At 68.7% G+C, this 22,221-nt stretch carries 26 protein-coding genes; 14 read left to right on the top strand and 12 right to left on the bottom strand.

Translation table 11 applies throughout. The features are described from left to right. Positions 1-10: 10 nt before the first annotated feature. Together ACFVBH_RS31030 and ACFVBH_RS31025 are read left to right on the top strand one after the other, a co-directional pair. Complete coding sequence (locus ACFVBH_RS31030; RefSeq protein ID WP_379007090.1) at positions 11-799, top strand: enoyl-CoA hydratase family protein; 789 nt, start codon at positions 11-13, stop codon at positions 797-799. 5 nt (positions 800-804) lie between these two features. Continuing rightward, the gene (locus tag ACFVBH_RS31025; RefSeq protein WP_379007087.1) at positions 805-1,419 is read left to right on the top strand and encodes a TetR/AcrR family transcriptional regulator; all 615 of its coding nucleotides are present in this window, start codon (positions 805-807) and stop codon (positions 1,417-1,419) included. A gap of 58 nt (positions 1,420-1,477) precedes the next feature. On the opposite strand, the gene ACFVBH_RS31020 is transcribed toward ACFVBH_RS31025, so the two are convergent. After that, a complete protein-coding gene (locus ACFVBH_RS31020; RefSeq protein WP_354989574.1) occupies positions 1,478-1,633 on the bottom strand; it encodes a hypothetical protein in 156 nt (51 codons plus the stop codon). A 534-nt stretch (positions 1,634-2,167) separates the two neighbouring features. Here ACFVBH_RS31020 and ACFVBH_RS31015 point away from each other — a divergent pair. Further along, complete coding sequence (locus ACFVBH_RS31015; RefSeq protein ID WP_354988091.1) at positions 2,168-2,695, top strand: hypothetical protein; 528 nt, start codon at positions 2,168-2,170, stop codon at positions 2,693-2,695. A 57-nt stretch (positions 2,696-2,752) separates the two neighbouring features. Here ACFVBH_RS31015 and ACFVBH_RS31010 read toward each other — a convergent pair whose 3' ends face one another. From ACFVBH_RS31010 to thiD, 3 genes are all read right to left on the bottom strand, one after another. Next, positions 2,753-4,804 carry a glycosyltransferase family 39 protein gene (locus ACFVBH_RS31010; RefSeq protein ID WP_379007084.1) on the bottom strand — a complete coding sequence of 684 codons (2,052 nt, stop codon included), beginning with the start codon at positions 4,802-4,804 and terminating at the stop codon, positions 2,753-2,755. A 318-nt stretch (positions 4,805-5,122) separates the two neighbouring features. Continuing rightward, positions 5,123-6,364 (bottom strand): glycosyltransferase, encoded by a 1,242-nt coding sequence (locus ACFVBH_RS31005; RefSeq protein ID WP_379007081.1) that lies wholly within the window; start codon positions 6,362-6,364, stop codon positions 5,123-5,125. Positions 6,365-6,475: 111 nt separating this feature from the next. Beyond that, a complete protein-coding gene (thiD, locus tag ACFVBH_RS31000) occupies positions 6,476-7,339 on the bottom strand; it encodes a bifunctional hydroxymethylpyrimidine kinase/phosphomethylpyrimidine kinase (RefSeq protein WP_379007078.1) in 864 nt (287 codons plus the stop codon). A gap of 230 nt (positions 7,340-7,569) precedes the next feature. On the opposite strand from thiD, the gene ACFVBH_RS30995 reads away from it, so the two are divergent. Further along, complete coding sequence (locus ACFVBH_RS30995) at positions 7,570-8,022, top strand: hypothetical protein (protein ID WP_379007076.1); 453 nt, start codon at positions 7,570-7,572, stop codon at positions 8,020-8,022. Between the two features lie 170 nt (positions 8,023-8,192). Here the strand turns inward: ACFVBH_RS30995 and ACFVBH_RS30990 are convergent, their stop codons facing one another. Both ACFVBH_RS30990 and ACFVBH_RS30985 read right to left on the bottom strand, forming a co-directional pair. Then, positions 8,193-8,750 carry a hypothetical protein gene (locus ACFVBH_RS30990; RefSeq protein WP_379007074.1) on the bottom strand — a complete coding sequence of 186 codons (558 nt, stop codon included), beginning with the start codon at positions 8,748-8,750 and terminating at the stop codon, positions 8,193-8,195. A gap of 100 nt (positions 8,751-8,850) precedes the next feature. Next, the gene (locus ACFVBH_RS30985) at positions 8,851-9,297 is read right to left on the bottom strand and encodes a hypothetical protein (RefSeq protein WP_379007072.1); all 447 of its coding nucleotides are present in this window, start codon (positions 9,295-9,297) and stop codon (positions 8,851-8,853) included. 133 nt (positions 9,298-9,430) lie between these two features. Here ACFVBH_RS30985 and ACFVBH_RS30980 point away from each other — a divergent pair, with 133 nt between their 5' ends. Together ACFVBH_RS30980 and ACFVBH_RS30975 are read left to right on the top strand one after the other, a co-directional pair. Continuing rightward, positions 9,431-10,063, top strand: coding sequence for a TetR/AcrR family transcriptional regulator (locus ACFVBH_RS30980; protein WP_379007069.1), 633 nt, complete (start codon positions 9,431-9,433; stop codon positions 10,061-10,063). 185 nt (positions 10,064-10,248) lie between these two features. After that, positions 10,249-11,520 carry a hypothetical protein gene (locus ACFVBH_RS30975; RefSeq protein ID WP_379007066.1) on the top strand — a complete coding sequence of 424 codons (1,272 nt, stop codon included), beginning with the start codon at positions 10,249-10,251 and terminating at the stop codon, positions 11,518-11,520. A 56-nt stretch (positions 11,521-11,576) separates the two neighbouring features. Here ACFVBH_RS30975 and ACFVBH_RS30970 read toward each other — a convergent pair whose 3' ends face one another. Next, positions 11,577-12,071, bottom strand: coding sequence for a hypothetical protein (locus ACFVBH_RS30970; RefSeq protein ID WP_379007064.1), 495 nt, complete (start codon positions 12,069-12,071; stop codon positions 11,577-11,579). Positions 12,072-12,285: 214 nt separating this feature from the next. On the opposite strand from ACFVBH_RS30970, the gene ACFVBH_RS30965 reads away from it, so the two are divergent. Then, on the top strand, positions 12,286-13,467 hold the full coding sequence (locus ACFVBH_RS30965; RefSeq protein WP_379007062.1) for an epoxide hydrolase family protein: 1,182 nt from the start codon (positions 12,286-12,288) through the stop codon (positions 13,465-13,467). 249 nt (positions 13,468-13,716) lie between these two features. Here the strand turns inward: ACFVBH_RS30965 and ACFVBH_RS30960 are convergent, their stop codons facing one another. Then, entirely contained in the window at positions 13,717-14,121 is a 405-nt protein-coding gene (locus ACFVBH_RS30960; protein WP_379007059.1) for a DUF732 domain-containing protein, read from the bottom strand. A gap of 179 nt (positions 14,122-14,300) precedes the next feature. Between ACFVBH_RS30960 and ACFVBH_RS30955 the strand changes: the two genes are divergently transcribed. From ACFVBH_RS30955 to ACFVBH_RS30945, 3 genes are all read left to right on the top strand, one after another. Further along, complete coding sequence (locus ACFVBH_RS30955; protein WP_354988104.1) at positions 14,301-14,852, top strand: hypothetical protein; 552 nt, start codon at positions 14,301-14,303, stop codon at positions 14,850-14,852. Positions 14,853-14,976: 124 nt separating this feature from the next. Beyond that, positions 14,977-15,276, top strand: coding sequence for a hypothetical protein (locus tag ACFVBH_RS30950; protein ID WP_379007054.1), 300 nt, complete (start codon positions 14,977-14,979; stop codon positions 15,274-15,276). An 85-nt stretch (positions 15,277-15,361) separates the two neighbouring features. Beyond that, on the top strand, positions 15,362-16,123 hold the full coding sequence (locus ACFVBH_RS30945; protein WP_379007052.1) for a lysophospholipid acyltransferase family protein: 762 nt from the start codon (positions 15,362-15,364) through the stop codon (positions 16,121-16,123). A gap of 26 nt (positions 16,124-16,149) precedes the next feature. On the opposite strand, the gene ACFVBH_RS30940 is transcribed toward ACFVBH_RS30945, so the two are convergent. Continuing rightward, entirely contained in the window at positions 16,150-16,542 is a 393-nt protein-coding gene (locus ACFVBH_RS30940; RefSeq protein WP_379007050.1) for a nitroreductase/quinone reductase family protein, read from the bottom strand. A 196-nt stretch (positions 16,543-16,738) separates the two neighbouring features. Between ACFVBH_RS30940 and ACFVBH_RS30935 the strand changes: the two genes are divergently transcribed. Both ACFVBH_RS30935 and ACFVBH_RS30930 read left to right on the top strand, forming a co-directional pair. Next, positions 16,739-17,575, top strand: a complete 837-nt coding sequence (locus ACFVBH_RS30935) for an alpha/beta fold hydrolase (protein ID WP_379007047.1) — start codon at positions 16,739-16,741, stop codon at positions 17,573-17,575. Between the two features lie 38 nt (positions 17,576-17,613). After that, positions 17,614-18,390 (top strand): MerR family transcriptional regulator, encoded by a 777-nt coding sequence (locus ACFVBH_RS30930; RefSeq protein WP_379007044.1) that lies wholly within the window; start codon positions 17,614-17,616, stop codon positions 18,388-18,390. A gap of 52 nt (positions 18,391-18,442) precedes the next feature. Here the strand turns inward: ACFVBH_RS30930 and ACFVBH_RS30925 are convergent, their stop codons facing one another. Together ACFVBH_RS30925 and ACFVBH_RS30920 are read right to left on the bottom strand one after the other, a co-directional pair. Next, positions 18,443-18,643: a DUF397 domain-containing protein gene (locus ACFVBH_RS30925; protein WP_354988110.1), complete on the bottom strand. Its 201-nt coding sequence runs from the start codon at positions 18,641-18,643 to the stop codon at positions 18,443-18,445. After that, positions 18,640-19,530, bottom strand: coding sequence for a helix-turn-helix domain-containing protein (locus ACFVBH_RS30920; RefSeq protein WP_379007040.1), 891 nt, complete (start codon positions 19,528-19,530; stop codon positions 18,640-18,642). The genes ACFVBH_RS30925 and ACFVBH_RS30920 overlap by 4 nt, the downstream gene beginning before the upstream one ends. A gap of 470 nt (positions 19,531-20,000) precedes the next feature. Here ACFVBH_RS30920 and ACFVBH_RS30915 point away from each other — a divergent pair, with 470 nt between their 5' ends. Further along, positions 20,001-20,252 (top strand): hypothetical protein, encoded by a 252-nt coding sequence (locus ACFVBH_RS30915; RefSeq protein ID WP_354988112.1) that lies wholly within the window; start codon positions 20,001-20,003, stop codon positions 20,250-20,252. Positions 20,253-20,317: 65 nt separating this feature from the next. After that, positions 20,318-21,466, top strand: a complete 1,149-nt coding sequence (locus ACFVBH_RS30910) for a GTP-binding protein (RefSeq protein ID WP_379007038.1) — start codon at positions 20,318-20,320, stop codon at positions 21,464-21,466. Positions 21,467-21,572: 106 nt separating this feature from the next. Here the strand turns inward: ACFVBH_RS30910 and ACFVBH_RS30905 are convergent, their stop codons facing one another. Next, entirely contained in the window at positions 21,573-22,196 is a 624-nt protein-coding gene (locus tag ACFVBH_RS30905) for an NAD(P)-dependent oxidoreductase (protein ID WP_379007036.1), read from the bottom strand. Positions 22,197-22,221 lie beyond the last annotated feature (25 nt).

Here is a 22,221-nt window from a genome sequence, read left to right as displayed (position 1 = left end):
GGAGAGCTGAATGAGTGAGACCACCCCCGACGCGCCGTTCGTGCGTTACGAGGTCCAGGACGACGGCTTCGCCGTGCTGACCCTGGACTCCCCGCACAATCGCAACGCGCTCTCGTCCCGGCTGGTGACGGAGTTGCTGGCGGGCCTGGAAAAAGCCGCCGCCGATAGCGCGGTGCGCGGGGTGGTGCTCACCCACACCGGCAACACCTTCTGCGCCGGTGCGGATCTGCGCGAGGCCATCGACGCCGATCCGGCCGCCGCGGCGGACATCCGGACCGGCTGGATGGTCGCGGTGCTGCGCCGCATCCTCGAGCTCCCGAAGCCCGTGGTGGCGCAGGTCGACGGCAACGTCCGGGCCGGCGGCATGGGCCTGGTCGCCGGGTGCGACATCGTCGTGGCCGGCCGGGGCAGCAGCTTCGCGCTCACCGAGGCCCGCCTGGGCCTGGCCCCGTTCGTCATCTCGCTGACCCTGCTGCCGCGCATGACCCCGCGTTCGGCGGCGCGCTACTTCCAGACCGGCGAAACCTTCGACGCCGCCGAGGCCGAGCGCACCGGGCTCATCACCGTGGCGGCCGATGATCCGGCCGCCACGGTTCAGCGGTTGCGTTCCGACCTGCGCAAAGGTTCGCCGCAGGGGCTCGCCGAGAGCAAGCGCCTCACCTCCGCGCCCATTCTCGCGGAGTTCGATCGCCAGGCCGACACCCTGGCCAAGCGCTCGGGCAGCTTCTTCGGCACCGCCGATGTGATCGAGGGCATGACGGCCTTCTTTCAGAAGCGTCCACCGAGCTGGGCAGAATAGCCACCATGGCCACACCCCACGAACCCAAGCAGGACCGCAGCCGGGCCACCCGGCAGCGGCTGCTGGAGGCGACCATCGACTGCCTGGCCGAGACGGGCTGGGCGGCGGCGACGGTCGCCGTGGTGGCCGAGCGGGCCGGGGTGTCCCGGGGTGCGGCGCAGCATCATTTCCCCACCCGCGAGGATCTGATCACCGCCGCCCTGGACTTCATGTTCGACACCCGCATGGACCAGTCCAAGGCCGACGCCCTGGCCCTGGGCGAGGTGGCCGAGGGCGTGGGCCGCACCGAGGCCGTGGTCACCGCCCTGGTCGAGGGCTACACGACTCCGTTCTTCAAGGCCGCGCTCCAGGTGTGGACGCATGCCGCCGCCGACCCGGCGCTGCGCGAGCGAATCCTGCCGATGGAAGCGCGATTCGGTCGCGTCTCGCATCGGATGGCGGTGGAGGCGCTCGGCGTCGACGACGCGAACCCCGTTGCGCACCACCTGGTTCAGGCGACCATGGACCTCGCGCGCGGACTCGGTCTGGCCGACGTGCTGACCGATGACTCCCTGCGCCGCAAGGAGATCGTGCAGCAGTGGGCGGCCACCCTGCATACCGCGCTGGAGGCGCAGCGCTGATCCGGCGGGTCCGCTACCGCGCGGGCGGTGCTGCCGCGCGGGCGGTGTTCGAGGGTTCCTACCAGCCGTAAACCTCTGCCATCTCTATGTATTCGTCATCCCAGCGCAGCTCGATGCTCTTGCGTTCGCGCTCCGGGAGGTCCGGGCTCCAGCCGACGCGACGCCAGAAGGCTTCGCGGCGTTCATCGGTGAGGGGCAGAAGAAATTCGTTCATGACGACAGTCCCTGGATCGGATCGTCCGGTGTTGCCGTCTACCAGGGTAAGAGAGTGACGCCCGTCATAGCGCGGTTTTGGAGTGGCGAGAATCGCCCCTGACCGGCCGTTATAGGTGATCCGTCACATTGCTGGACCGTTGCCCAGGAACTTACGTTGGGTAACGAATCCCAGTACGTATCGAACGAAGGATCCGCTGTGCCCATTATCGACCTCGGCTCTGCCGCCCTGAACCTCGCGAACTCGGTCACCGCCCTGGCCGCGAACATCACCTACCTGCTGCAGGCGTGGGGCCTGGCCTGACTCGGTTGTCACCGCGAGCGTGCCCGCCTCCGAACGGAGGCGGGCACGCTCGTTTTCGCGTGGTCGATTCGGGCGGGTTCGTGCGTTCCGGCAGCGCCCGGCGGACCGGCGCCCCCGATTCGACTGCCCCGAGAAGTGGTGTCCCCCAGCATGTTTGAAACACCAGAATTTCGGAGGGGTGGAGAACTATCGTCCACGGCGACCCGACGTAGTTCTGGCAGGAGTGGGTGGATGCGAGTAAGCAATGGTTCGAGTCGAATCGGCTGGGGGACGGCGGTATTCGTCATGGCATCGGTGGCCGTCGCGGTGACCTCGGCCCCGGCGTCGGCTGGGCTGGCCAACCTGGCCGTCCGGTCCGTCACCGACCCCGGGCAGGCCCTGTACGTCGGTGGCAAGTACAGCATCGGGGTGTCTCCCACGCCCGGCGACAGCGCGGGCCGGCACGTGAGCTTCTATGACAACGGCCGTTGCGTCGGAAGCGGTCTCATCAACTCGTACGGCGGCCAGGCCCCCGCCGGGGCCGGCATCTTCTGGGTCCCGTCCACCGCGGGAACCCACACGCTGCTGGCGCGCCGCGGGTCGGACTCGGTGTCGATCACCGTGACCGTCGCCCCGACGCCCGACGGCGTCACCCCCGTCGAGCAGCCGAAATCGGACGGCTGCGGTATCGATACCGGGAGTGTGAACGTCGGCAGCTTCGATTCCGGGAGTATCGGCCCGGCGTGGGAGAGCCCCGGCACCGGCAGCGTCTACAACTGATTTCCACGGCCCGCCGCGCCCGCCTCCCGAGGGGAAGCGGGCGCGTTCGTGAGCGGGTCAGCTCTTCGGTGCGGTGAGGTCGTAGACGGTGACGCCGTCGACCTCCTGCGCGGTGAAATGCTCTGTTACCCAGGCGGTTATCTCGGAGCTGGTGTTCGACTGGCCGCCGCGCATCCCGTTCTCCCCGCTGCCGAGGAAGTAGTGGATCTCGCCGTCGGCGACGTACCGCTGGAACTGCGCCAGAGTGGGGGAGGGGTCGCTGCCGTTGAACCCGCCGATCGGCATGACCGGGAGTTCGGTGGCGAGCTGGTAGCCGGCGGCGCTGTTCGAGCCGACGGTCGCGGCGACCCAGGTGTACTCGTCGCCCTCGGCGGTCAGCAGGGCCGTCAGGGTTGCGCCCGGGGTGCTGGCGGACATGAGACCGCCTGCCGCGCCGCCCATCCGGTTCTCCGAACGGTTCGCGCTGGTCGGCGCGTCGCTCGTCGTGCCGTTGGGCGTGGCGTTCCCGTTGCCGTCCATCGGGCCGCCGGGCATCGTGCCGCGGGCGTTGCCGGGCGGCATGCCCGGACCGTTGCCGCCGTCGCCGCGGTTGCCACCGCCCGGACCGTGTCCGCCGCCGGGTCCGAAGCCGAAGCCGCCCTTGGCATTCGGTCCCGCCGACGGGATCGGCCCGGCGTGGCCGGTGGCGAGGGTGTCGGCGGTGTAGGCCAGGGGGCCGGCCAGGCCGATCAGCACCGCCGCCGCGGCCGCGACCAGTTCGAGCCTGTGGGGCAGGCGGACCAGCAGCGCCAGGGCGGTGACGGTCCCGGCCGCGAGCAGCGTCCAGCGCAGCCAGGGCTGGAAGGAGCTGCTGCGGGACAACAGCATCCACGCCGTCGCGACGGTCGCGCCGACCGTCAGGGCCAGGGTCGCGCGGACCCACAGCCGTTCGCGTTCACGCCAGAGCAGGACCGCGCCCGCGCCGGCCAGCACGGCCGTCGCCGGGGCCAGGGCCACCGTGTAGTACTGGTGGAAGATGCCCTTCATGAAGCTGAAGACCAGTCCGGTCACCAGCAGCCAGCCGCCCCACAGGATCAGGGCCGCGCGCTGCGGATCGGTCCGGGCGGACCGGCCGCGCAGGACGAGTCCCGCGACGAGCAGCAGGAGCGCCGCCGGGATGAGCCAGGCGATCTGACCGCCCTGCGCGGGCTCGAACAGCCGCCCGATGCCGGTGCTGCCCCACATGCCGTTCCCGCCCGCGGGCAGTTCCCCGCCGGGGCCGACGCTGCCGGACTCCTCGCCGTTGAGCCTGCCCAGGCCGTTGTAGCCGAGGGTCAGTTCGATGATCGAATTGTTTTGCGAGCCACCGAAGTACGGCCGGTCGTCGGCGGGCCACAGCTCGGCGATGAGTACCCACCAGCCCGCGCCGGCAAGCATCGCGCCGCCCGCGGCGAACAGCTGCGCGATGCGCTTACCCAGCTTCGGCGGGCCGGCGATCAGGTAGGTGAGCGCCAGTGCGGGCACCACCAGCAGGACCTGGAGCTGCTTGGTCAGGAAGCCCAGTCCGATGAAGCCGCCGGTCAGCAGCAGCCACCGCCAGCGGCCGTCCGCGACCGCGCGGGTCATGGCCCAGGCCGCGGCGACCATGAACAGCACCAGCAGCGCGTCGGGATTGTTGAACCGGAACATCAGCGCCGCAACGGGAGTCAGCGCCAGTGCGAGCCCGGACAGCAGTCCCGCGCTCGCGCCGAAGTTCCGCCGCACCGTCGCCCACAGCAGCGCCACCGACGCCACGCCGATCAGCACCTGTGGCAGCAGCATGCTCCAGCTCGACAGTCCGAACACTCGAACCGAGAGCTCCATCGGCCACAGCGACAGCGGCGTCTTGTCCACCGTGATCGAGTTGGCGGCGTCGGAGGAGCCGAAGAAGAACGCCTTCCACGACACCGACCCCGCCTGCACCGCGGCGGCGTAGAACGAGTTGGCCCAGCCGTTGGCGGAAAGATTCCACAGGTAGGCGACCGCCGTTCCGATCAGCAGTACCGCCAGCGCCGGGTACTCCCAGCGGGGCGTCCGCCGCTCGAGGTCGGTCGCCGCGGTCGGCGCTCGTTCAGCGAGAAGTGTTGTCATCGTTCGCCTCCTCGGCGTGTCCGGTGGTGCTCGCGGGGATCGCGGTCGGCGGGGTAGCGGCGGGTGGCTCGGGTTCGGCCGTGCCCGGTGGCTGCGGTGCTTTCGCCCCGGGGGCAAGTGCGGCCGGGCGGGCTGTCGACGTGGACGAACCCGTGCGCGACGGGGGTGCGGCAGTGGGGATTCGCGACTCGGTGCCGCGTGTCGCCCAGGCGGGCAGAATCCCGTGGCCGACGGCCGCGAAGGTGCGGGGCCGGCGGGAGGCCGGCAGCGAGTTGATCGTGGTGCCGAGGATTTCGGCGCGGTCATCTCGCCGGGCCGTCATCGGGTGACCGCCGTCGCGCGGTTGTCCGCCTGGCGGAACACCCAGCGCAGGCCGACGAAGCGGGTCAGTGTCGCCAGCAGGTTGGCGGCGATCAGGACCAGGAGTTCGAGGTGGATCGAGGCGTTCGGGGCCCAATGGTGCAGGGCGAACAGGGATCCGCTGGTGAGCAGGAGGCCGACGCCGAAGATGGCCAGGCCCTGGAGTTGGTGGGAGACCGCGCGGGTCGCGCCGCGCACGCCGAAGGTGAAGGCGCGGTTGGCGGCGGTGTTGCCGACGGCGGTGATGAGCAGGGCCAGGAAGTTGGCGGCCTGGGCGCCGGTGAACGATTGCAGCAGCAGGTAGAGCAGCAGGTAGGCCAGGGTGGAGGCGACGCCGACGATGCCGAAGCGCACCAGCTGGCCGACCATTCCCAGGGGGACGCCCTCGACCAGCGGTTCGCGGCCGACGGCGGCGCGCAGTTCGTTGATGGGCAGTCGCCCGGCGGCCAGGGCGCGACCCACCCGCCAGATGCCGAGCAGATCCTTGCGCGCGGTGTCGACGATGTCCACGCGGCTGTCCGGATCGTCGATCCAGTCCACCGGCACCTCGTGAATGCGCAGCCCGATGCGTTCGGCCAGGACCAGCAGCTCGGTGTCGAAGAACCACTCACCGTCCTCGACCAGCGGCAGCACCACCCGGGCGACGGGGGCGCGCATGGCCTTGAACCCGCACTGGGCGTCGGAGAACTTGGCCTGCAGCGAGGTGCGCAGGATCAGGTTGTAGCAGCGCGAGATGAATTCGCGCTTGTGCCCGCGCACCACCCGCGACGAGGACGCCAGCCGGGTGCCGATCGCGACGTCCGAATGTCCGGAGACCAGCGGCGCGACCAGCGGCAGCAGGGCATTCAGATCCGTGGAGAGGTCGACGTCCATGTAGGCGACGACCTGTGCGTCCGAGTCCAGCCACACCTGGCGCAGCGCCCGGCCGCGCCCCTTGCGGTCCAGGTGCACCACGCGCACGCCGGCCAGTTCCCGCGCGAGATGCGCGGCCACCTGGAGGGTGGAGTCGGTGGACGCGTTGTCCGCGATGGTGATTCGCGCCGTGAACGGGAAGCTGCGGTCCAGGAATTCGCGCAGCCTGCGCACGCACGGCCCGAGATCGCGCTCTTCGTTGTACACGGGCACGACCACGTCCACGACGGGCGCGGTCACTGCCCCTGCTGGTTCCGCCGCCCGGACGGCGGTCGCTGTGTCGGTCATGATCACCAACCTGGTGGACCACACTGGGCCGACCCTGCGTCACAGCTGGGAGGTTCCTGGGAGCCCGGGTGTTCACGGCTGTGCGGGCGGTCCGGGCGTAGGTGACGCCGGCTAGATCTCGTTGCCTTGCGGGTCGGTGTGCAGGCGCCACAGCGGGGAGACCGGGCCGTGGCCCGCGCCGAGGTCGTAGGACGCGGCCAGGCTGCGGCGGGTCCACTCCTTGGCGAAGGCGAAGGCTTCGGGGACCGAATAGCCGTGGGCGAGAGCGCAGGTCATGGCGGCCGCCAGGGTGTCGCCGCCGCCGTGGTCGTTGCCGGTGGCGATGCGCGGGGCGGTGAGTTCGTGGAAGGTGTCGCCGTCGAAGAGCAGATCGGTGCTGACCGCGGAGGTGCGCAGGTGCCCGCCCTTGACGATGGCCCATCGCGGGCCGAGCGCGTGCAGCGCGACGGCGGCCTTGCGCGCGGTCGGGTCGTCGACGACCTCGATGCCGGTGAGCAGGCGCACCTCGTCGAGGTTCGGGGTGATGACGGTCGCGAGCGGGATCAGGGTGTCGCGCAGGGCGTCCAGCGCGGAGGCGTGCAGCAGCGGATCCCCGTGCATGGAGGCCGCGACCGGGTCCACTACCAGCGGAATCTCACCGGCCTGCCCGATGCCCACCTCCTGGCAGACCGCGGCGACGGCCTCGATGATCCCGGTCGAGGCGAGCATCCCGGTCTTGGTCGCGCCGATCCCGATGTCGCTCACCACTGTCCGCACCTGCGCGGCCACGATCTCCGGCGGGATCTCGTGAAAACCGCTGACCCCCACCGTGTTCTGCACGGTCACCGCGGCCACCGCCACGCACGCGTGCACGCCGCACAGCGCCATGGTCCGCGAGTCGGCCTGGATGCCGGCCCCGCCGCCGGAGTCGGTGCCGGCGATGGTGAGCGCGCGCACCGGCGTCTGCCCGTCGGGTGTGAGTGGCAAGAGATTCACGCCTGCGACCCTACGCGCAGGCGAAACAGGAGTTACCGGGCATCTCCCGGCGGTGGTCGCGGATCGGCGCGACATCGGGCCCGCACACTCGCGGCTTTTTGAAATCGCAACGTTTCACTAGCTGCGGGTGTTAGCGTTCGGCGACCCTGATCTCAGGGGGGAAACCGGAGTGAGAGATGAGTTCGAACAGTATGCCGAGGCGACGGATTGTTTGGGGCGCAGGGGCTTTCATGGCGACGATGGTGGTCGCGATGGCCCCGTCCGCGACCGCCGCCACCCAGCTCGCCCTGAACCTGGAGTCGCCCCCGCCCGGCGGCTATGTGACCGGGGTCGAGTATCACATCAACCCCATGCCGGGGCAGGGCGGTGCGGACGCCGCCAACCGGGTCGTGTTCACCGACAACGGTCAGTGCTTCGCCGCCTACTGGCGGGCGGGTAACAAGGACTCGACCGGCTCGAGCAGGGCGTTTCCGGCTGTGGACAAGGTGATCCGATGGGTTCCGGCGACCGTGGGTACGCACACCATCGTCGCGACCGCGAACGAGGCATCGGTAACCCTCACGGTGAATACCGTCGCCGCCGCGCCCGGCACCCCGCCGCCCCCGCCTGGGGATCCGAATACCAACGGCTGCAACGACACCGGCAACCCCTATGTCGAAGAGCCCAGCACGGGCAGCTTCTGACCCGTGCGTGTGGCGGGCTGACGGCCCCGAGGTCCACCGGCTCCGGCTCCGTCGGCAGCCGGCCGGACGCCGCGGGTGGAGTGTCGGAACTCCGCCGATGTGAGCGCGGGGTCCGGCGATCCTGCGCCCGAGCGCCGACCTCGGCCGTGGACGCACGATGGCGTTTCGGTTCACCCGTGAGCCAATTCCTGGCCCATGCGGGCGGTGATGGCCGTGAGAACCCGGGCCGCGGTGGCCAGGTCTTCGGGTGCGACGGCGCTGTAGGCGGCGTTCACGATCGCGCCGGATTCGGCGCGAACCTTGCTCACCACGGCCGTGCCGGCCGCGGTGGGTTCGAGTCTGCCGTCGGGTGTGTTCGTCAGTAGAGCCTTGGCGAGCAGCGCGTCCAGGGCCGTTTCGACTTCGGCGGGCGACCATCGCGTCAATCCGGCGACCCGGTTGATGTGGGCGGCCCGCTCGACCGGCTCGCCGACCTGATTCAGCACTATCCACCGCTTCTCGTCCAGGGTGGTGCCTGTCAGTGCGCGGGCCAGAACCGCGGTGTGGTGTTTCTCGGCCTGGCCGATGATCGATGGCGTCAAAGTAGCGGGGGCCGAAGCGAATTGGGTTGCCGCGATGCTGCTCGTGGGCGACCCGTCCTCGGCAGGGGTTCCACCGCAACCGGCGAGCAGCAATGCCGCACCGATGACCGAGACCGCTGCGCCGACGGCGGTTGTTCTGCTGTTCATCTCGTGAAACCTTCTCTCCGCGAACGGGCGAACCCCGGCGCGGTGGTCATGCGCCGTCGGCCCGTGCTCGTGAAAGCGCTGGGCCGGTGGCGAATTCGACTCATGCGCGGGCCAATTCCTCGGCCATGCGGGCGGTGATGGTGGCCAGGACGCGGGCCGCGGTGGCCAGATCTTCGGGTGCGACCGCGCCGTAGGCGGCGTTGACGATCGCGCCGGATTCGGCGCGAACCTTGCCCACCACGGCCTTGCCGGTGTCGGTGGGCTCGAGCAGTCCGCCGGGTGCGGTGGTCAGCAGGGCGTCGGCCAGCAATGCGTTCACGGCGGTCTCGACGTCGGCGCCTGCCCACCGGGTCATCGCGGCGACCCGGGCGATGTGGGCGTCCCGCTCGACCGGTTCACCTGCGGCGAGGGCCTGGTTCAGCACGATCCACCGCTTCTCGTCGAGGGTGGTGCCCGCCAGTGCGCGGGCCAGAACCGCGGTGTGGTGTTTCTCGGCCTGGCCGATGACCGCGGGGTTCAGGGTGGTCGGGGCGGTGGTGGTGCTCATGGCGATCTCCTGCTTTTCGAGTTGGTGCTCGCTGTCGTGAATGATTCTGACACTGAGTCTCAAAAGTGCGCAAGTATCTATTTGGACCGAGTTTCTTTCGGGCCTGAGATCCTTCTCGCGCTAGGATCGCGTCATGCCTTCGGACGACCGCGCCCTGCCGCTGCGTGAGCGCAAGCGGATCCGCACCCGCCGCGCCCTGGCGGACGCCGCACTGACGCTGTTCACCGAGAAGGGTTTCGCCGCAACCACGGTGGAGGAACTCGTCGAGGCGGCGGAGGTCTCGCGCAGCACGTTCTTCCGGCAGTTCCCGACCAAGGAGGCGGTGGCGGTCGAGGCCGAGACCGAGCTGTGGGCCGGGTATCTCCAGCTCCTGGCCGCGCGGGAACTCGCCGGTCCGATCCTGACCGCCCTACGCGACGTCCTCACCGACGCGGCTACCGCGCTCCCCGACGACTGGGATGAGCGCTACATCGCCACCCGCGGCCTGATCCTGACCGCTCCCAGCCTGCTCGGCTATGTCGACTACGCGCGCTCGGGTGTGGAAACAGAAGTGACAGAGCAGCTTTCGGCGAAGCTCGCGCTCGCCGCCGGTGATCTGCGCCCCCGCATCCTCGCCGAGCTGACCACCACCGCCTGGAGCATCGCCGGGCGCGGCTGGGTCGCCGCCGACGGCGCCGGCGGGCGATCCGCGCTCGTCACCGGTCTCCACGCGGCGTTCGCCGCCATTCCCGATGCCTTGCAGGCCGAGGCCCCGGCGATTACCTAGGCGGCCGGGGCTCGCCGTTCCGGTGGGAGGGCTCCGGTGTAACGGGCCGGGGTGCGAGTTCGACAGTTTGCTGTGGTTTGCCTGCCATCCGCAGGAGCGGTGGCCGGGCAAGGCGCTGGACGGTTCTGCGCAGGAGCGCGGGCCGGACCTTACTTCGATCTCGAACGGGTAGCAGAGTGCGTGACGTGGGAAAAGACCCGGACGGGACCGTCAGCCATCGGAAGGTGGTGCTGACATGTGTGGTGGTCGTCGCGGCCGCCTACGGGGTTGCGGGGCTGTTGTTCGGCCCGACGCCGGAGAGTGCGCCGCAGGCCGCCGACAACTCCTATGTCACTCCGCCGGTGCAGTTTCCGGTGCGGATTCCAGGGTGTGACATCGTCGAGCCGCCTCGGGACGGAGGGTTGTCCGGCGTGGTCTTCGGCGTCCAGGAGGGCTACGACAACCCGGCCTATCCGTGGTTCTCCGGGCGCAGGGCGATGGCCATGACCGACGCTCTGCGCGCGGCGCTGCCCGCCGATGCCGAGATCGCCTTCGCCTCGCCGCGGGCTTCGCTGGTGTTCCAGCCGATCCTCGGCGACGACTCGCGGCGGGACGAGTTCGGCAGCGAAACCGACGCGCGCGCCACGGTGCTGCGCGGCGACCGCGCGGGCGCGCTGCGGGTGGCCGTGCGGCAGTCCGCCCGGCCGGTGCCGCCGTGCGTCGCGGGCGCTCTCGACGAGCGGCGCGCCCTGGCCGACGGCACGGTCGTCGATGTCCAGGACACCTGGTACGAGATGAATCGTGTTCGCACTCTGTCCCGGACCGCCACCGCCTACCTGCCGGACGGGACGGTCGCGAGCGCGAATGCCACCGACGAGGCCGCCGGCCGCGCGGCGGCCGTCCCGCTCACCGTCGACGAACTCGTCACGATCGTCACGACCCCGGGGCTGCGCGTGACCGTTCCGATTCCGCCCGGCACACCCGATCCGCCCGGCAGGTGCATCACCGGACCGGATCGTTCCCCGGAGATCGACGAGGCCCGGGCGCGCCGCATGAACGCCGTGCTGGCCGCGATTCCGCTCGACGGCTTGCGCGTCGACCGACCGCTGGGTGCGCTGCTGCCCGCCGACTGGGGCGGGCTGTGCCAGGTGGTCCGGACGGGGGAACCCGGCGAAGACGCGCTGCTGAGCATCCAGATCACGACCGGACAGTCGCTCCCGCAGCAGGATTCGCCCGACGACGGCATGACCTCGCGGCGGCTCGCGGACGGTGCGGTGCTCGCGAGCCGGGAGTCGCGCTACGGGGTATCGGGGCCGGCGTCGTCGGCGCTCACGATGCGTGGGTCGCGCACCGTGACCGTCACCCGGCCGTCCGGGACGCAGATCGAGGTCACCTCCACCGTCGCCGCGGCCGACGAGCCGGTGTCGTGGGCGCTGCTCGAGTCGATCGCCGCGAATCCGGGACTCGACGTGTCGTGAGGGCGACGCGAACGCGGTGGCAGGCCCGCGGTCGATCTCGGCGGACGGTCAGCTGATCACCGGCTCGCGGAGCCGGTGATCAGGGCCACGGCGAGAGGTGAAGAGCCGCTGTCGGATCCGGTGTTCACCAGATCGCAGGTGTAGGACGCCGCGGAGCCGCTGCCTCGGTAGGTGGGGCAGACGTCGAAGGTCCTGGTCAGGGTCGAGGGGCCCTGGGTGGCGGTCACCTCGTAGACGCCCGCGCGGTCGGGCACCCAGTTGAACGACGCCCAGGTCCTGCCATCCTTGGGATCGTGAACGGCCGGGGTCCGCTGGCCGAGGGCGACGCCGTTGATCGACAGGGTCACCGGGGCTTCTCGATCCGCGCCGACGGTTGTGACCGAGATGCTGCAGGCCGTGTTCGCATGGCCGCACCGGCCCATATCGCTCACGAGCGTCTCGATGTCGATGGCGCTGACTTCGGCGGCGGCGTCGGGGGACAGAAACAGCGGCGCGGCGAGCACGGCAAGCGGCGCGAGCCCGGAGGCGGCCGCTCGGGCAATGGTGAACATGAGCAGTGAGACTAAAAGAAACGCTGTTGTTTCATTGCTGTTCGATGGCCCCCGGTTTCGTGGTCTCGACACCTCACCGGATCGGGCAGATGGCCCGCCCGAGATCCGCTCGGCGGGGAGTGATGCTTGTCATTGGCGCGTTAGCGGCGCGAAAGCCGGGTAGTGCGGTCCGGATTCGACTTCGCACGTATTGCCGCGAGAATCTGGAGGTCTCATGCCCGCACTCGGCCATATCGGCGTGCAACCATTCGACACCCGCGCGACCGACGCCGACCTCGACGATCTGCGAATTCGATTGGCGGCGGCGCGGTTGCCGGAGGCCGAGACGGTGCGCGGTGCCGGTCCCGGTCGGTGGGCGCAGGGCGTTCCGCTCGCCGATCTCGTCGATGTCGTGCACTACTGGCGTACCGAGTACGACTGGCGATCCTTCGAAGACCGCCTCGGCCGAATCGGCCAATTCCGCACGGTCATAGACGGTGTGGGTATCCACTTCCTGCATCGACGGTCGCCGCGCGCCGACGCCGTTCCGCTGATCGTGACGCACGGGTGGCCGGGGAGCATCGCTGAATTCGTAGATGTGGCAGACGAATTGGCTGATCCGGCGGATGCGGGCGCACCGGCGTTCCACGTCGTGATCCCGTCGCTGCCGGGCTTCGGGTACAGCGACAGACCGGCCGCCACCGGGTGGGGGATCGGAAAGATCGCGTCGGCCTGGGTGGAGCTGATGGACAGGCTCCGCTACCCCGAGTTCCTCGCCCACGGGGGCGATTGGGGCGGCGTGATCACCACGGTCCTCGGCGCGAGGTTCCCGGAGCGCGTGCTCGGCATCCATACGCTGACCCCGCAGGCGCCGCCCGGTCTCACAATGGACGGGCTGACGACGGCCGAGCGCGCCTGGGTCGAGACGACCCGTGAATTCTGGACCGGCCCGCGTGCGGCGTTCGCGAAGTTGCAGGCGGATCGGCCACAGACGATCGGCTATTCGCTCGTCGATTCGCCGGTCGGCCTGCTCGCCTTCATCCTCGACAAGTTCGCCGAGTGGACCGACACCGAAGACAGCCCGTTCGAGACGATCTCGATGGATCGCTTCCTCGATAACGTGACCCTGTACTGGCTGACGCGGACCGGCGCGTCCGCCGCCCGCATCTATTACGAAAGCCACGGCGGCATAAACACGTTCGATCCCGGCCTCCGGGTCGAGGTCCCGTCCGCGCTCAGCGTGTATCCGCACGATATCGAAAAGTGCCCGCGCCCTTGGGCGCAGGAACGCTTCCGCCGGATAGTCCACTGGAACGCACCCGATACCGGCGGGCATTTCCCGTCCCTGGAGGTCCCCGGCTATTTCGTCGAGGATCTGCGCCGGGGGCTCGCGGCGGTGCTGGCCGCCGGTCGGTAGTCGAGGGAGTGCGTCGTCCACGCGAGCACTGCGGCCGGCCGCGCACCGTAGTCTTCTGCTTCGTCGGCTCGTGGGTGGGCTGTGGGTTGGGGGACGGCTCGACGCGGGCGGGTGTGTGCACGCCGACTCGGCGCGATAGTGCCCGATAAGTAGGGTCGCGCGCAATTCGGTATGTCGATGCGTTTCGGCCGGGCCTTGGATCGGCTCGGGTTTGATCTGCGGCCCGCCGCGTGGTTGTTTTCGCCGGTATCAGCCGGGGCAATAGGCGGTCTCGGCGGCGTTCACGAACGCCAGCGCCGAGCCGAAATCGCCGGGCCCATCGCTCAGAAAGTCGGCCAGATCGTGCTTCGTCACGCCGTCGGTGAGTAGTTCGCAGACGGCATGGCCGCCCTCGGCGATGCCCGCGAAATCCGAGATGAGGTCGGGAAGCACCTGAATTCCATCGTGCTGGACGATCAGGAACCCGAAATGCGCGTCCTGCAGCGGGCCGTAATTGTGGGGCCCCGCGATGGGTGCGAGCTCTGCCGACGGCAATGCCGAAGCGGGGGCGGCGAACAGAACAGCGGCGACCGCGGTGGCGAGCCCCGCGGCGATCTTCGTGACGAGCAAGGGAATTCCAATCATGGGATAACAGCGCGACCCGGTGATCGCCATCAAGATCGTAAATGAGGTCACCGAACCCCGTCGAGTGAGTTCCGAGCCCCCATTTTTCAGGTTGCGGGTGGGGCATCGGGCAGTCGCGCCGGCTGCGAGAACCGCCCGAGCCGCGGGCAATGGCGAGCGTTTCCCGGCCTCGGCTGGAAGGCGGCGCTCGGCTGGCAGAATGGCCGACCATGAGTGGGTTGCGTTGTGGCGCCGCGGTTGTCGTCGCGGGGTGTGCGTTCGTATTGTCGGGGTGCGAACAGGAAGTCACGGAGAAGCTGAAATTCGGGGAATCGGTGACGGTGTCACTGATCGACGGCACGGTGGGAATCGCGGTCCTGAGCATCGAGCGGGGTACGACCTCGGATCTCGACGGGCTCGTTTACACGATGTCGAATTCCCCGGTTACCAGCGGCACGCCCTACTACGTTCGCTACCGCCTGACCCGTACTTCTGCCGGCGCCGACGTGGGCACCCATTTCGTTGTCGAGGCGGGCCGGAATCGCCTGGGGGAAGTGACCATCAACCCGCCGCTGTACTCCGGGTTCGGCACGCAATCCGGTGTGGAAAAGGAATGTCCGGCGGTGCGGCCGGACGAGTTCAGGGCATTGAGTCAGGGACAGAGTCTGGAAGGGTGTAAGGCCTTCGTCGCCCCTTCGGCGTTCGGCGGCGAAGCTCCGACCCGTGTGCAGTGGGTGCCCTATGAGGGCAGGGTGGTTGCGATCTGGGGCCCTCGCGCGTAATTCGGCGACGACCAAGGGTCCGGGTGTCGGTGCGTGCTGTTAGCTTCTGTACCGCAAGCGGATTCGTCGTTTGCCGCCGACCCGGTCGCTCTCGACCGGATCGGCATCGAAGGGGGAGATTCTCATGAAGCTGGTTGTCACCGGAGTGCTCGCGGCCGTCGCGGTTGTCGCCGGAGCCGGGGGCGCGCAGGCGCGCGCGTATGACCGGGACACGGTAATCGTGGATTCCGGGGACGGGGCCATCACCATGACCTACGGGGCGTATGTGGACTGGCTGGCCGAGAACGCGGCCGAACTCCGGCCCGAGGTGCGGCAGGCCGGTGGGTGCGCGGCCTTCATCGGTGGCAACCCGGGCCCGGCGAACGAAGCGCCGCTCGGAATCGATCCGTTCATCGCCGCGTGCAAAGAGGCCCTGGGGCTGTAGGCCGGTAGCCTTTGCGCTGGTGGGTGCCGTGGGCGCGGTAGCCGTGGCATCCCCGGCCGGGGTATGCCGGAGATACGCTGTGGGCATGGAACCGCCCGAGGTCGCCCTGGAAAATTTCGACGCCGTGTACGACTACTACCGCGATCACCGGCAGAATCTGTTGGGAGCGAAAGCCGCGTACTGGTTGCTCGGGCGTCGCTTCCAGCCGCGGGTGAGCTACGCGGACGGGGCGCGGAAAGAGTTGCGGGACTTCATCTCCGCGGGGCGGCCGCTGATCATCTCGATCAATCACCTGTCGGAGAAGGACCCCTACACGGTGAGCGCGGCGGCCTGGCGCAGTCCGCTGCGGCCCGTCATCGGCCACACCCGGGTGCTGGCCAAACACGAGGTCTTCGCCGACCCCAAGATGCGGGGCAAGCTCGACATGATGGGCGCCATGCCCGTGTTTCGCAGCAGGGACCATGACAACTCCCCGGTCAACGCCGCGTCGGGGCGGCTGATCGACACCTGCGCGGAGGTCCTGGCACGCGGCGACAGCATCGCCCTGTTTCCCGAGGGGACCTGCAACTACGTCGACCACACGCGGGTGCAGGAACTGGGCGGCGGCATCGGCCACGTCGTCGGCCGGGCCCGCGAACTCGGCGCGAACCCGGTGCTGGTCAATCTCGGGCTCAGCTACGGACCCCGGGCGGATCCCGCCGTTCACCTGAGCACGGCGGATGTCCGGTCGGCCAGCTTCTACTTCCGCAGGCCGGTCGGCGAACTGCCCGCCGAGCCCGCCGACATCACCGCCCTGGTCCGCGAGGAGTTGCAGACCGCTCTCGACGCGGCCATCGCGGCCTACTGAGCGACGGGCCGGCCGCGGTGGGCGGATCAGTCCAGATCGATGCGGACGGACAGCAGATCGGTGCCGAGTGCTCGGACGACCGTGCTGTTGGCGCGCGGCAGCTCACGCAGCCGCGCCCGGGCGTCGTCGCCGGGCACCACGTGCGCGGTGCCGGAGTACCACCGGCCACGCAGGCGCAGCCGAACACGGTTGTCCACCTGAATGTTTCGGATGTACTGGGATTTCTCGCCGAACTCGGAAACGAGCCAGAACGAGCTGCCGTCTCGGCGGCCCCCGATCGGCGTGATCCTGGGCTGACCGCTCTTGCGCCCCGTTGTCTCGAGCAAGGTCTGAATCGGTAGCCGCCCCGCGACCGGGTTGCCGATGTAGCGCTGAAATGTCGTCACCGCACTGAATTGCAGTTCTCGCAGCTTGCTCACGACCAGAATCTACCGAAGAGTTGGTCCGATCGGGTCGGGCGTCTGTGCGGAGCCTCACGTCGTGATCTGGTGACGCCCGCGAGATCCGCTGGCGCAGAGGCACATTCATCGTTGCCGGGCAGTGGAAATCAGCGGTGGTTCGATGTCGACCCGATGGTTGACCCTGACGCTGGGTCAACGATTCAGCATGGTCGGCATGACTACGGAAACCGATCAATTCATGGTCCGGCGCGACGGGGTCGCGATCCCGGTGTCGCGCGGGGGCGACGGGCGACCCCTCATTTTTTGTCCCGGTCTGAGCTCGACACAGGGCGAGCTGGGCGAACTCATCGAGCTGTTGCGGCGTGACTTCGATGTCATGACCTTCGACCTGCGGGGCCACGGCCTTTCCCCGGCGGTCGACCGGCCTTGTTTCGAGGCTTTCCTCGGCGATTTCGCCGCCGTGATGGCGGAGGTGGGACATCTGGGTCTGACCGAGACGCCCGTGCTCGCGGGCCACTCGTACGGCGCGGACCTGATCGTGCACTATGCCGCCGAGCATCCCGACGCCGTCGGGGAGCTGGTCCTCATCGACGGGGCCAACCCGATACCCGCACCGTTCATCACCGCGGCCGACCTGCCGGAGTTGCGCACGATGTGGGAACACCTGGCGGCGGAGCGCGAGACCGCCTGCGGCACATCGCGTCAGGTGCGACTCACAGCGCGGGAGATCCTCGATCTCAATCTCGAGCTGGACGTGCTCCGGTCCGGGATCGATCTGGACATCGATGTGGCCGGGCCCGGAATCCTCGACCGGTATCGCAGGATCGACCGCCCGATCCACATGATCATGTCGACCTCGATGGCCGGTGGCAGCGGTGCGGGGCGGGTACCGCGGCACAATCGGCTGTGGCGGGCCGGCGTCGAGCGGCTCGTGCGCGAGCGGCCGGATATTTCCACGTCGTGGCTCGATGCCACGCACGCGCTGGTCGTCACCCACGCCACGGACATCGCCCGGATCATCCGGAATACGCGTACTCAGCCAACCGGGTGACAGCCCCGAGCGGTTCCCGTCTCGGGGAGACTGGCCCGATGCTGACGATCGGCGAGCTCGCGTCGTACGCCGGGGTGACGGTGCGCGCGGTGCGGCACTACCACGCCAAAGGGCTGCTGCCGGAACCGGAACGAGACCACTCGGGCTACCGCCGGTACGGTGCGGAAGCCGTCGTCGAACTGATCAAGATCCGGACTCTCGCCGTGGCCGGGGTACCGCTCGCGCGCGTGAAAGAGCTGCTGCGGGCCGGCCCGGAGGAGTTCACCGCGGCCATCGCGGAGATCGACGCGCGGCTGCGGGCCGAGATCCGGCAGCGGCAGCGGCATCGCGAGCGGATCGCCCGCCTGGCGGCCGGTGACAGCCTGGTGCTGCCGACGGACGTGGTCGAGTTCCTCGACCGGTTGCGGGCGCTGGGCGTCGACGAGCGGATCATCCGGATCGAACGCGACGGCTGGATTCCGTTGGCCGCCTGCGCTCCCGAGCGGGTCCCGGTCCTGATCGCCCGCAAGCGCGAGCAGATCGCCGAGACACCGCTCGTCGACTTCTACCTGACCCTGAGCGATGCTCTCGACCGCCCCGGCGACGACCGGACGCTGGTCGCCCTGGTCGACAAGATGGCCGCCTACCTCACGGTGCTGGCCGACGAACAGGGCGAGGACTACGTCGGCGGTGAGATCGAGCCGTCCCTGGCGAGCCTCCTCGACACCCTGGCGTTCGACGCCGCCCCACCTGCCCGCCGGCTGGTCGAGCTGCTGGCCGACCGCGGCTGGACCGGCTGGACCAAACTCGAGCGCAGACGCCCGAACCGGCGGTAGCGGGGCACACGGTATCGAGCGGAGTGATGCAGCCGGATCCCACCGAAGCTGTTCAGCGGCAGTCGAACTCGCTGTTCGTGGTTCCGTCCACGAACGCGGTCCACTCGCCGGGCGTGAACCACAGCTCGGGGCCACCGGGGTCCTTGCTGTCGCGTACGCCGGTGCGGCCCTCGGCGTGGCAGACCTCCACGCACTGCTTGCCGCCTTCGGACCTGCTGGACTTGTACCAGTCGCCTGTATTCGGCTTGTTCACGCCGCGTACTCCTTCGCAACTCGAAGCATGAGGTCTCTGGAACCCTCCTCGGACAACGCTACCGTCCGGAGGTTCTCGATCGCCTCGCGATATTCGGAGAGCTCCTCCTCATGCTCATGGAACGTGCTGCCGAGCGCTCCTTCGGCGAATACGACCGGGGGCAGTGGCATGCCGTGTGTACTGTCGGGGAACTGCAGCAGGGAGAAGCCTTGCATCGTCAGCCCGCGATGAGGCCCGGCTCGGAACGGAACCACCCTGAGCCGCACCGTTCCTCCTATCTCCGCCAGATTTCGGAGCTGGTCAGCCATCACGGCCAAGTCGCCCGGCAGATGGCAGAGAACCGCCTCGGAAATAAACGCTTCCAGCTGAAATCCTGTGTCGAGGACGAGCTTTCGCTTCTCGGTTAGCTCGAGGCGGCGCTCCATATCGACTGCGGACAAACCGGGTTCGTTGATGGAGATGATGGCGCGGCGGTACCCGGGTGTTTGCAGTAAGCCGGGGATCATGGTCGGCTGGTACGTGATTACAGACTCGGCGATGGACTCCAGACGAAGAAACTTTGGGAAGTTCGGAGCGATCTGATCGGTGTAAGACTTCCAAAATCCCTTGGAATTTCCTTGCAGCCTTTCGACTTTCGCCTGTTCCCTGACCTCACCCCAGAGGGCGAGAGCCTCGCTGCGACTACCGGCGTCGGCTCCATAGAAGTCGAGCAGGCTTCCGAGCTGCATGGTGCTGATCTTTGTTGCCCAACCGTCCTCCATGCGCTGGATGGTCATGCGTGACACCTCGGCCTCCAAACCCGCTGCCAGCAGCGTCTTTCCGGCGCGGTCTCTCAGTTCGCGAATGAGGTTTCCGAAGGCCCTTCGAGAGACTGTCGATCCTGTCATTTCGTTAGCCTCGCTATCTGCGTGTGCTTCGAACTGTTCAGGTGCAGTGTGTGCGTGCACATTTCGTGAGTGCACAGAACGTGCATGTTCAAACTGTGCGCCCATCATATTCGTTCTGCATCACGCTGTGAACGGTTCAGAAAAGCTGGTTCGGGTGTCTACTGGAGTAGGCGGCGGGCGGTGGAGTTGCATCTGAACCGCCGACTTCGTCCCGATATCGCAGCAGCGGAATTCGAATGGGGTGATTCGATATGTCTTGGGAGACTTGCGTGCTCGTAGGGCTCGTTATGTTGTGCGTTGCCGTTACCGTCTGGGGGTTTCTGGGGATCCGGGCCGGCGGCGAGGTCAGACTCCTCCGACTCGACAGCATCGGCGGCGGGGGACATCTCTACGTCCCCGCGGCCGGGGGTGGGGGACGGTGGCATCGAGGAAGGCATCGGGCCGGAATCGTGCGGGGGGTGTGATCGGCTGTGACGAACCCCTATTTCGCTCGATCGCCGTATCCACGCCGTGAAACGGCTCTGCCGCAGCAGGATTCGGCGCAATCACCGGACGGTCATCCGGCCTGGCATGCGCGCCCGGGTGCGTACGCGGCCATGTCCGATCGCGACATCGACGATCTGCTGGACCGGCACCCGCCGGACTGCTGGGGCGGGCGCTGTCTACTGCGGCGCTACCTGTTGGAACTGCGTGAGCGGCGCGGGGGAGGTGAGGTGTCGTGAACCGCTGCGGGATCGATGAGCACCCCCGACTCTCTAACGCTAATGAAAATCATTATCATGTAAAGATGACTTCAGCCCCCGCCCCCGCCCCGCTGCCCGTGACCGTGCTTTCCGGCTTTCTCGGGGCGGGTAAGACCACCCTGCTCAACCACATCCTGGCCAACCGGGAGGGGCGGCGGGTCGCCGTCATCGTCAACGACATGAGCGAGGTGAACATCGACGCCGCGCTCGTCGCGGGGCAGGGGCATCTCGATCGGACCGAGGAGAAGCTGGTCGAGCTGACCAACGGGTGCATCTGCTGCACGCTGCGGGAGGATCTGCTCGAGTCGGTGGGGAAGCTCGCGCGGGAGGGGCGGTTCGACCAGCTCGTCATCGAATCGACCGGGATCTCCGAGCCCATGCCGGTGGCGGCGACCTTCGAGTGGGAGTTCGAGGACGGCTTCACCCTGGGGGAGCTGGCGCGGCTGGACACCATGGTGACCGTGGTCGATGCCTCGACGTTCCTGGCCGAGGTCGTCAAGGGACAGGCCCTCGCGGACCGGGCCATGCAGGCGGGGGAGGGTGACGCGCGGACCATCGCGGACCTGCTCGTCGATCAGGTCGAGTTCGCGAATGTGCTGGTGCTCAACAAGACCGACCTGGTGAGCCGCAACGCGGTGGGCACCGTGGAAGCCATGCTGCGCAGGCTCAATCCACAGGCGCGCATCGTGCACGCCGCGCACGGGGTCGTCGAGCTGTCCGAGGTGCTCGGCACCGGCCGCTACAACCCCGACATCGCGGCGCAGTACGAGGGCTGGGACGAGGAGCTCGCGGGCAGTCATACGCCCGAGACCGAGGAATACGGCATCAGCAGCATCACCTTCACCGCCGACCGGCCCTTCCATCCCGAACGACTGGAAACCGCACTCGCCCAGATGCAGCGGCTGCTGCGCAGCAAGGGCTTCTTCTGGCTCGCGACCCGCGCCGACCTGGCCGCCATCTGGTCGCAGGCCGGGCCGAACCTGACCTTCGAGGCGGGCGCGTACTGGTCGGCGCTGGATATGCCGCCGGGGCAGGAGATCGTGTTCATCGGGGTGAAGCTGGATCGCCCGCACGTGCGCGATCTGCTGAACTCCGCCCTGCTCACCGACGCGGAAATGGCCGCGGGGCCGATGGTTTGGGCCGGATACGCCGACCCGTTCCCGTCCTGGGGCGCGGCGCACGACCACGCCTGACCCGGGGCGGGACGCGCCGGTCGCCGCGCGTGAGCGGAGACCGGCACTGCCCATCGCCGATGCCGGGGGTCGATACCCCGGCTCGGCCACATCGCCGATCTCGAACTCAATTCGAGATGGCGGGCGTGCGGCGCACGTAGGTGGTGTCGGTGAGCTGTTCGACGAGGAAATCCGCGATGTCGGCGCGAGAGATCTTCAGCGTCAGCCCCTTCTCGTCCGGCCCGAAATTCCGGCGGTAGGCGCCCTCGGCCGGTCCATCGGTGAAAGCGCTGGGGCGCACGATGGTCCAGTCCAGATTCGACGCCCGCACGTAGTCCTCCTGCACGTTGTGGTCGGCCATCGCCGGCCGCAGCAGCAGGCCGAACAGGATGTACTTCCACAGGAAGTTCAGGTTGCCGTGGCTGTCGCCCGCGCCCAGGGTGGACTGGCAGACGAGCCGCTTCACGCCCGCGCGCTCCATGGCGGCCATGATGATTCGCGTACCCTCGGCGCGAACCACGCCCTTGCGCCCGGCGCCGAGGCAGACCAGCACGGCCTCCTGGCCGAGCACCGTCCGCTCCACCGCCGCCGGATCCAGTACGTCGCCGACCACCACGCGCAACCGCTCGTGGGAGACGGTGATGTTGTCCGCGTTGCGGGTGAGCGCGGTGACCTCGTGACCGGCCTCGAGAGCCTTGGTCAGGACGACGCGGCCGAGGGTGCCGGTGGCTCCGAAAAGTGCGATACGCATTGTGTTCTCCTGGTGAAATCCGTTG

It is taken from the genome of Nocardia sp. NPDC057668 (assembly GCF_042799795.1).
Taxonomy (GTDB): domain Bacteria; phylum Actinomycetota; class Actinomycetes; order Mycobacteriales; family Mycobacteriaceae; genus Nocardia.
The sequence above is the reverse complement of the archived record's forward strand: the minus strand, read 5'-3'. Positions and strand labels throughout refer to the sequence as shown.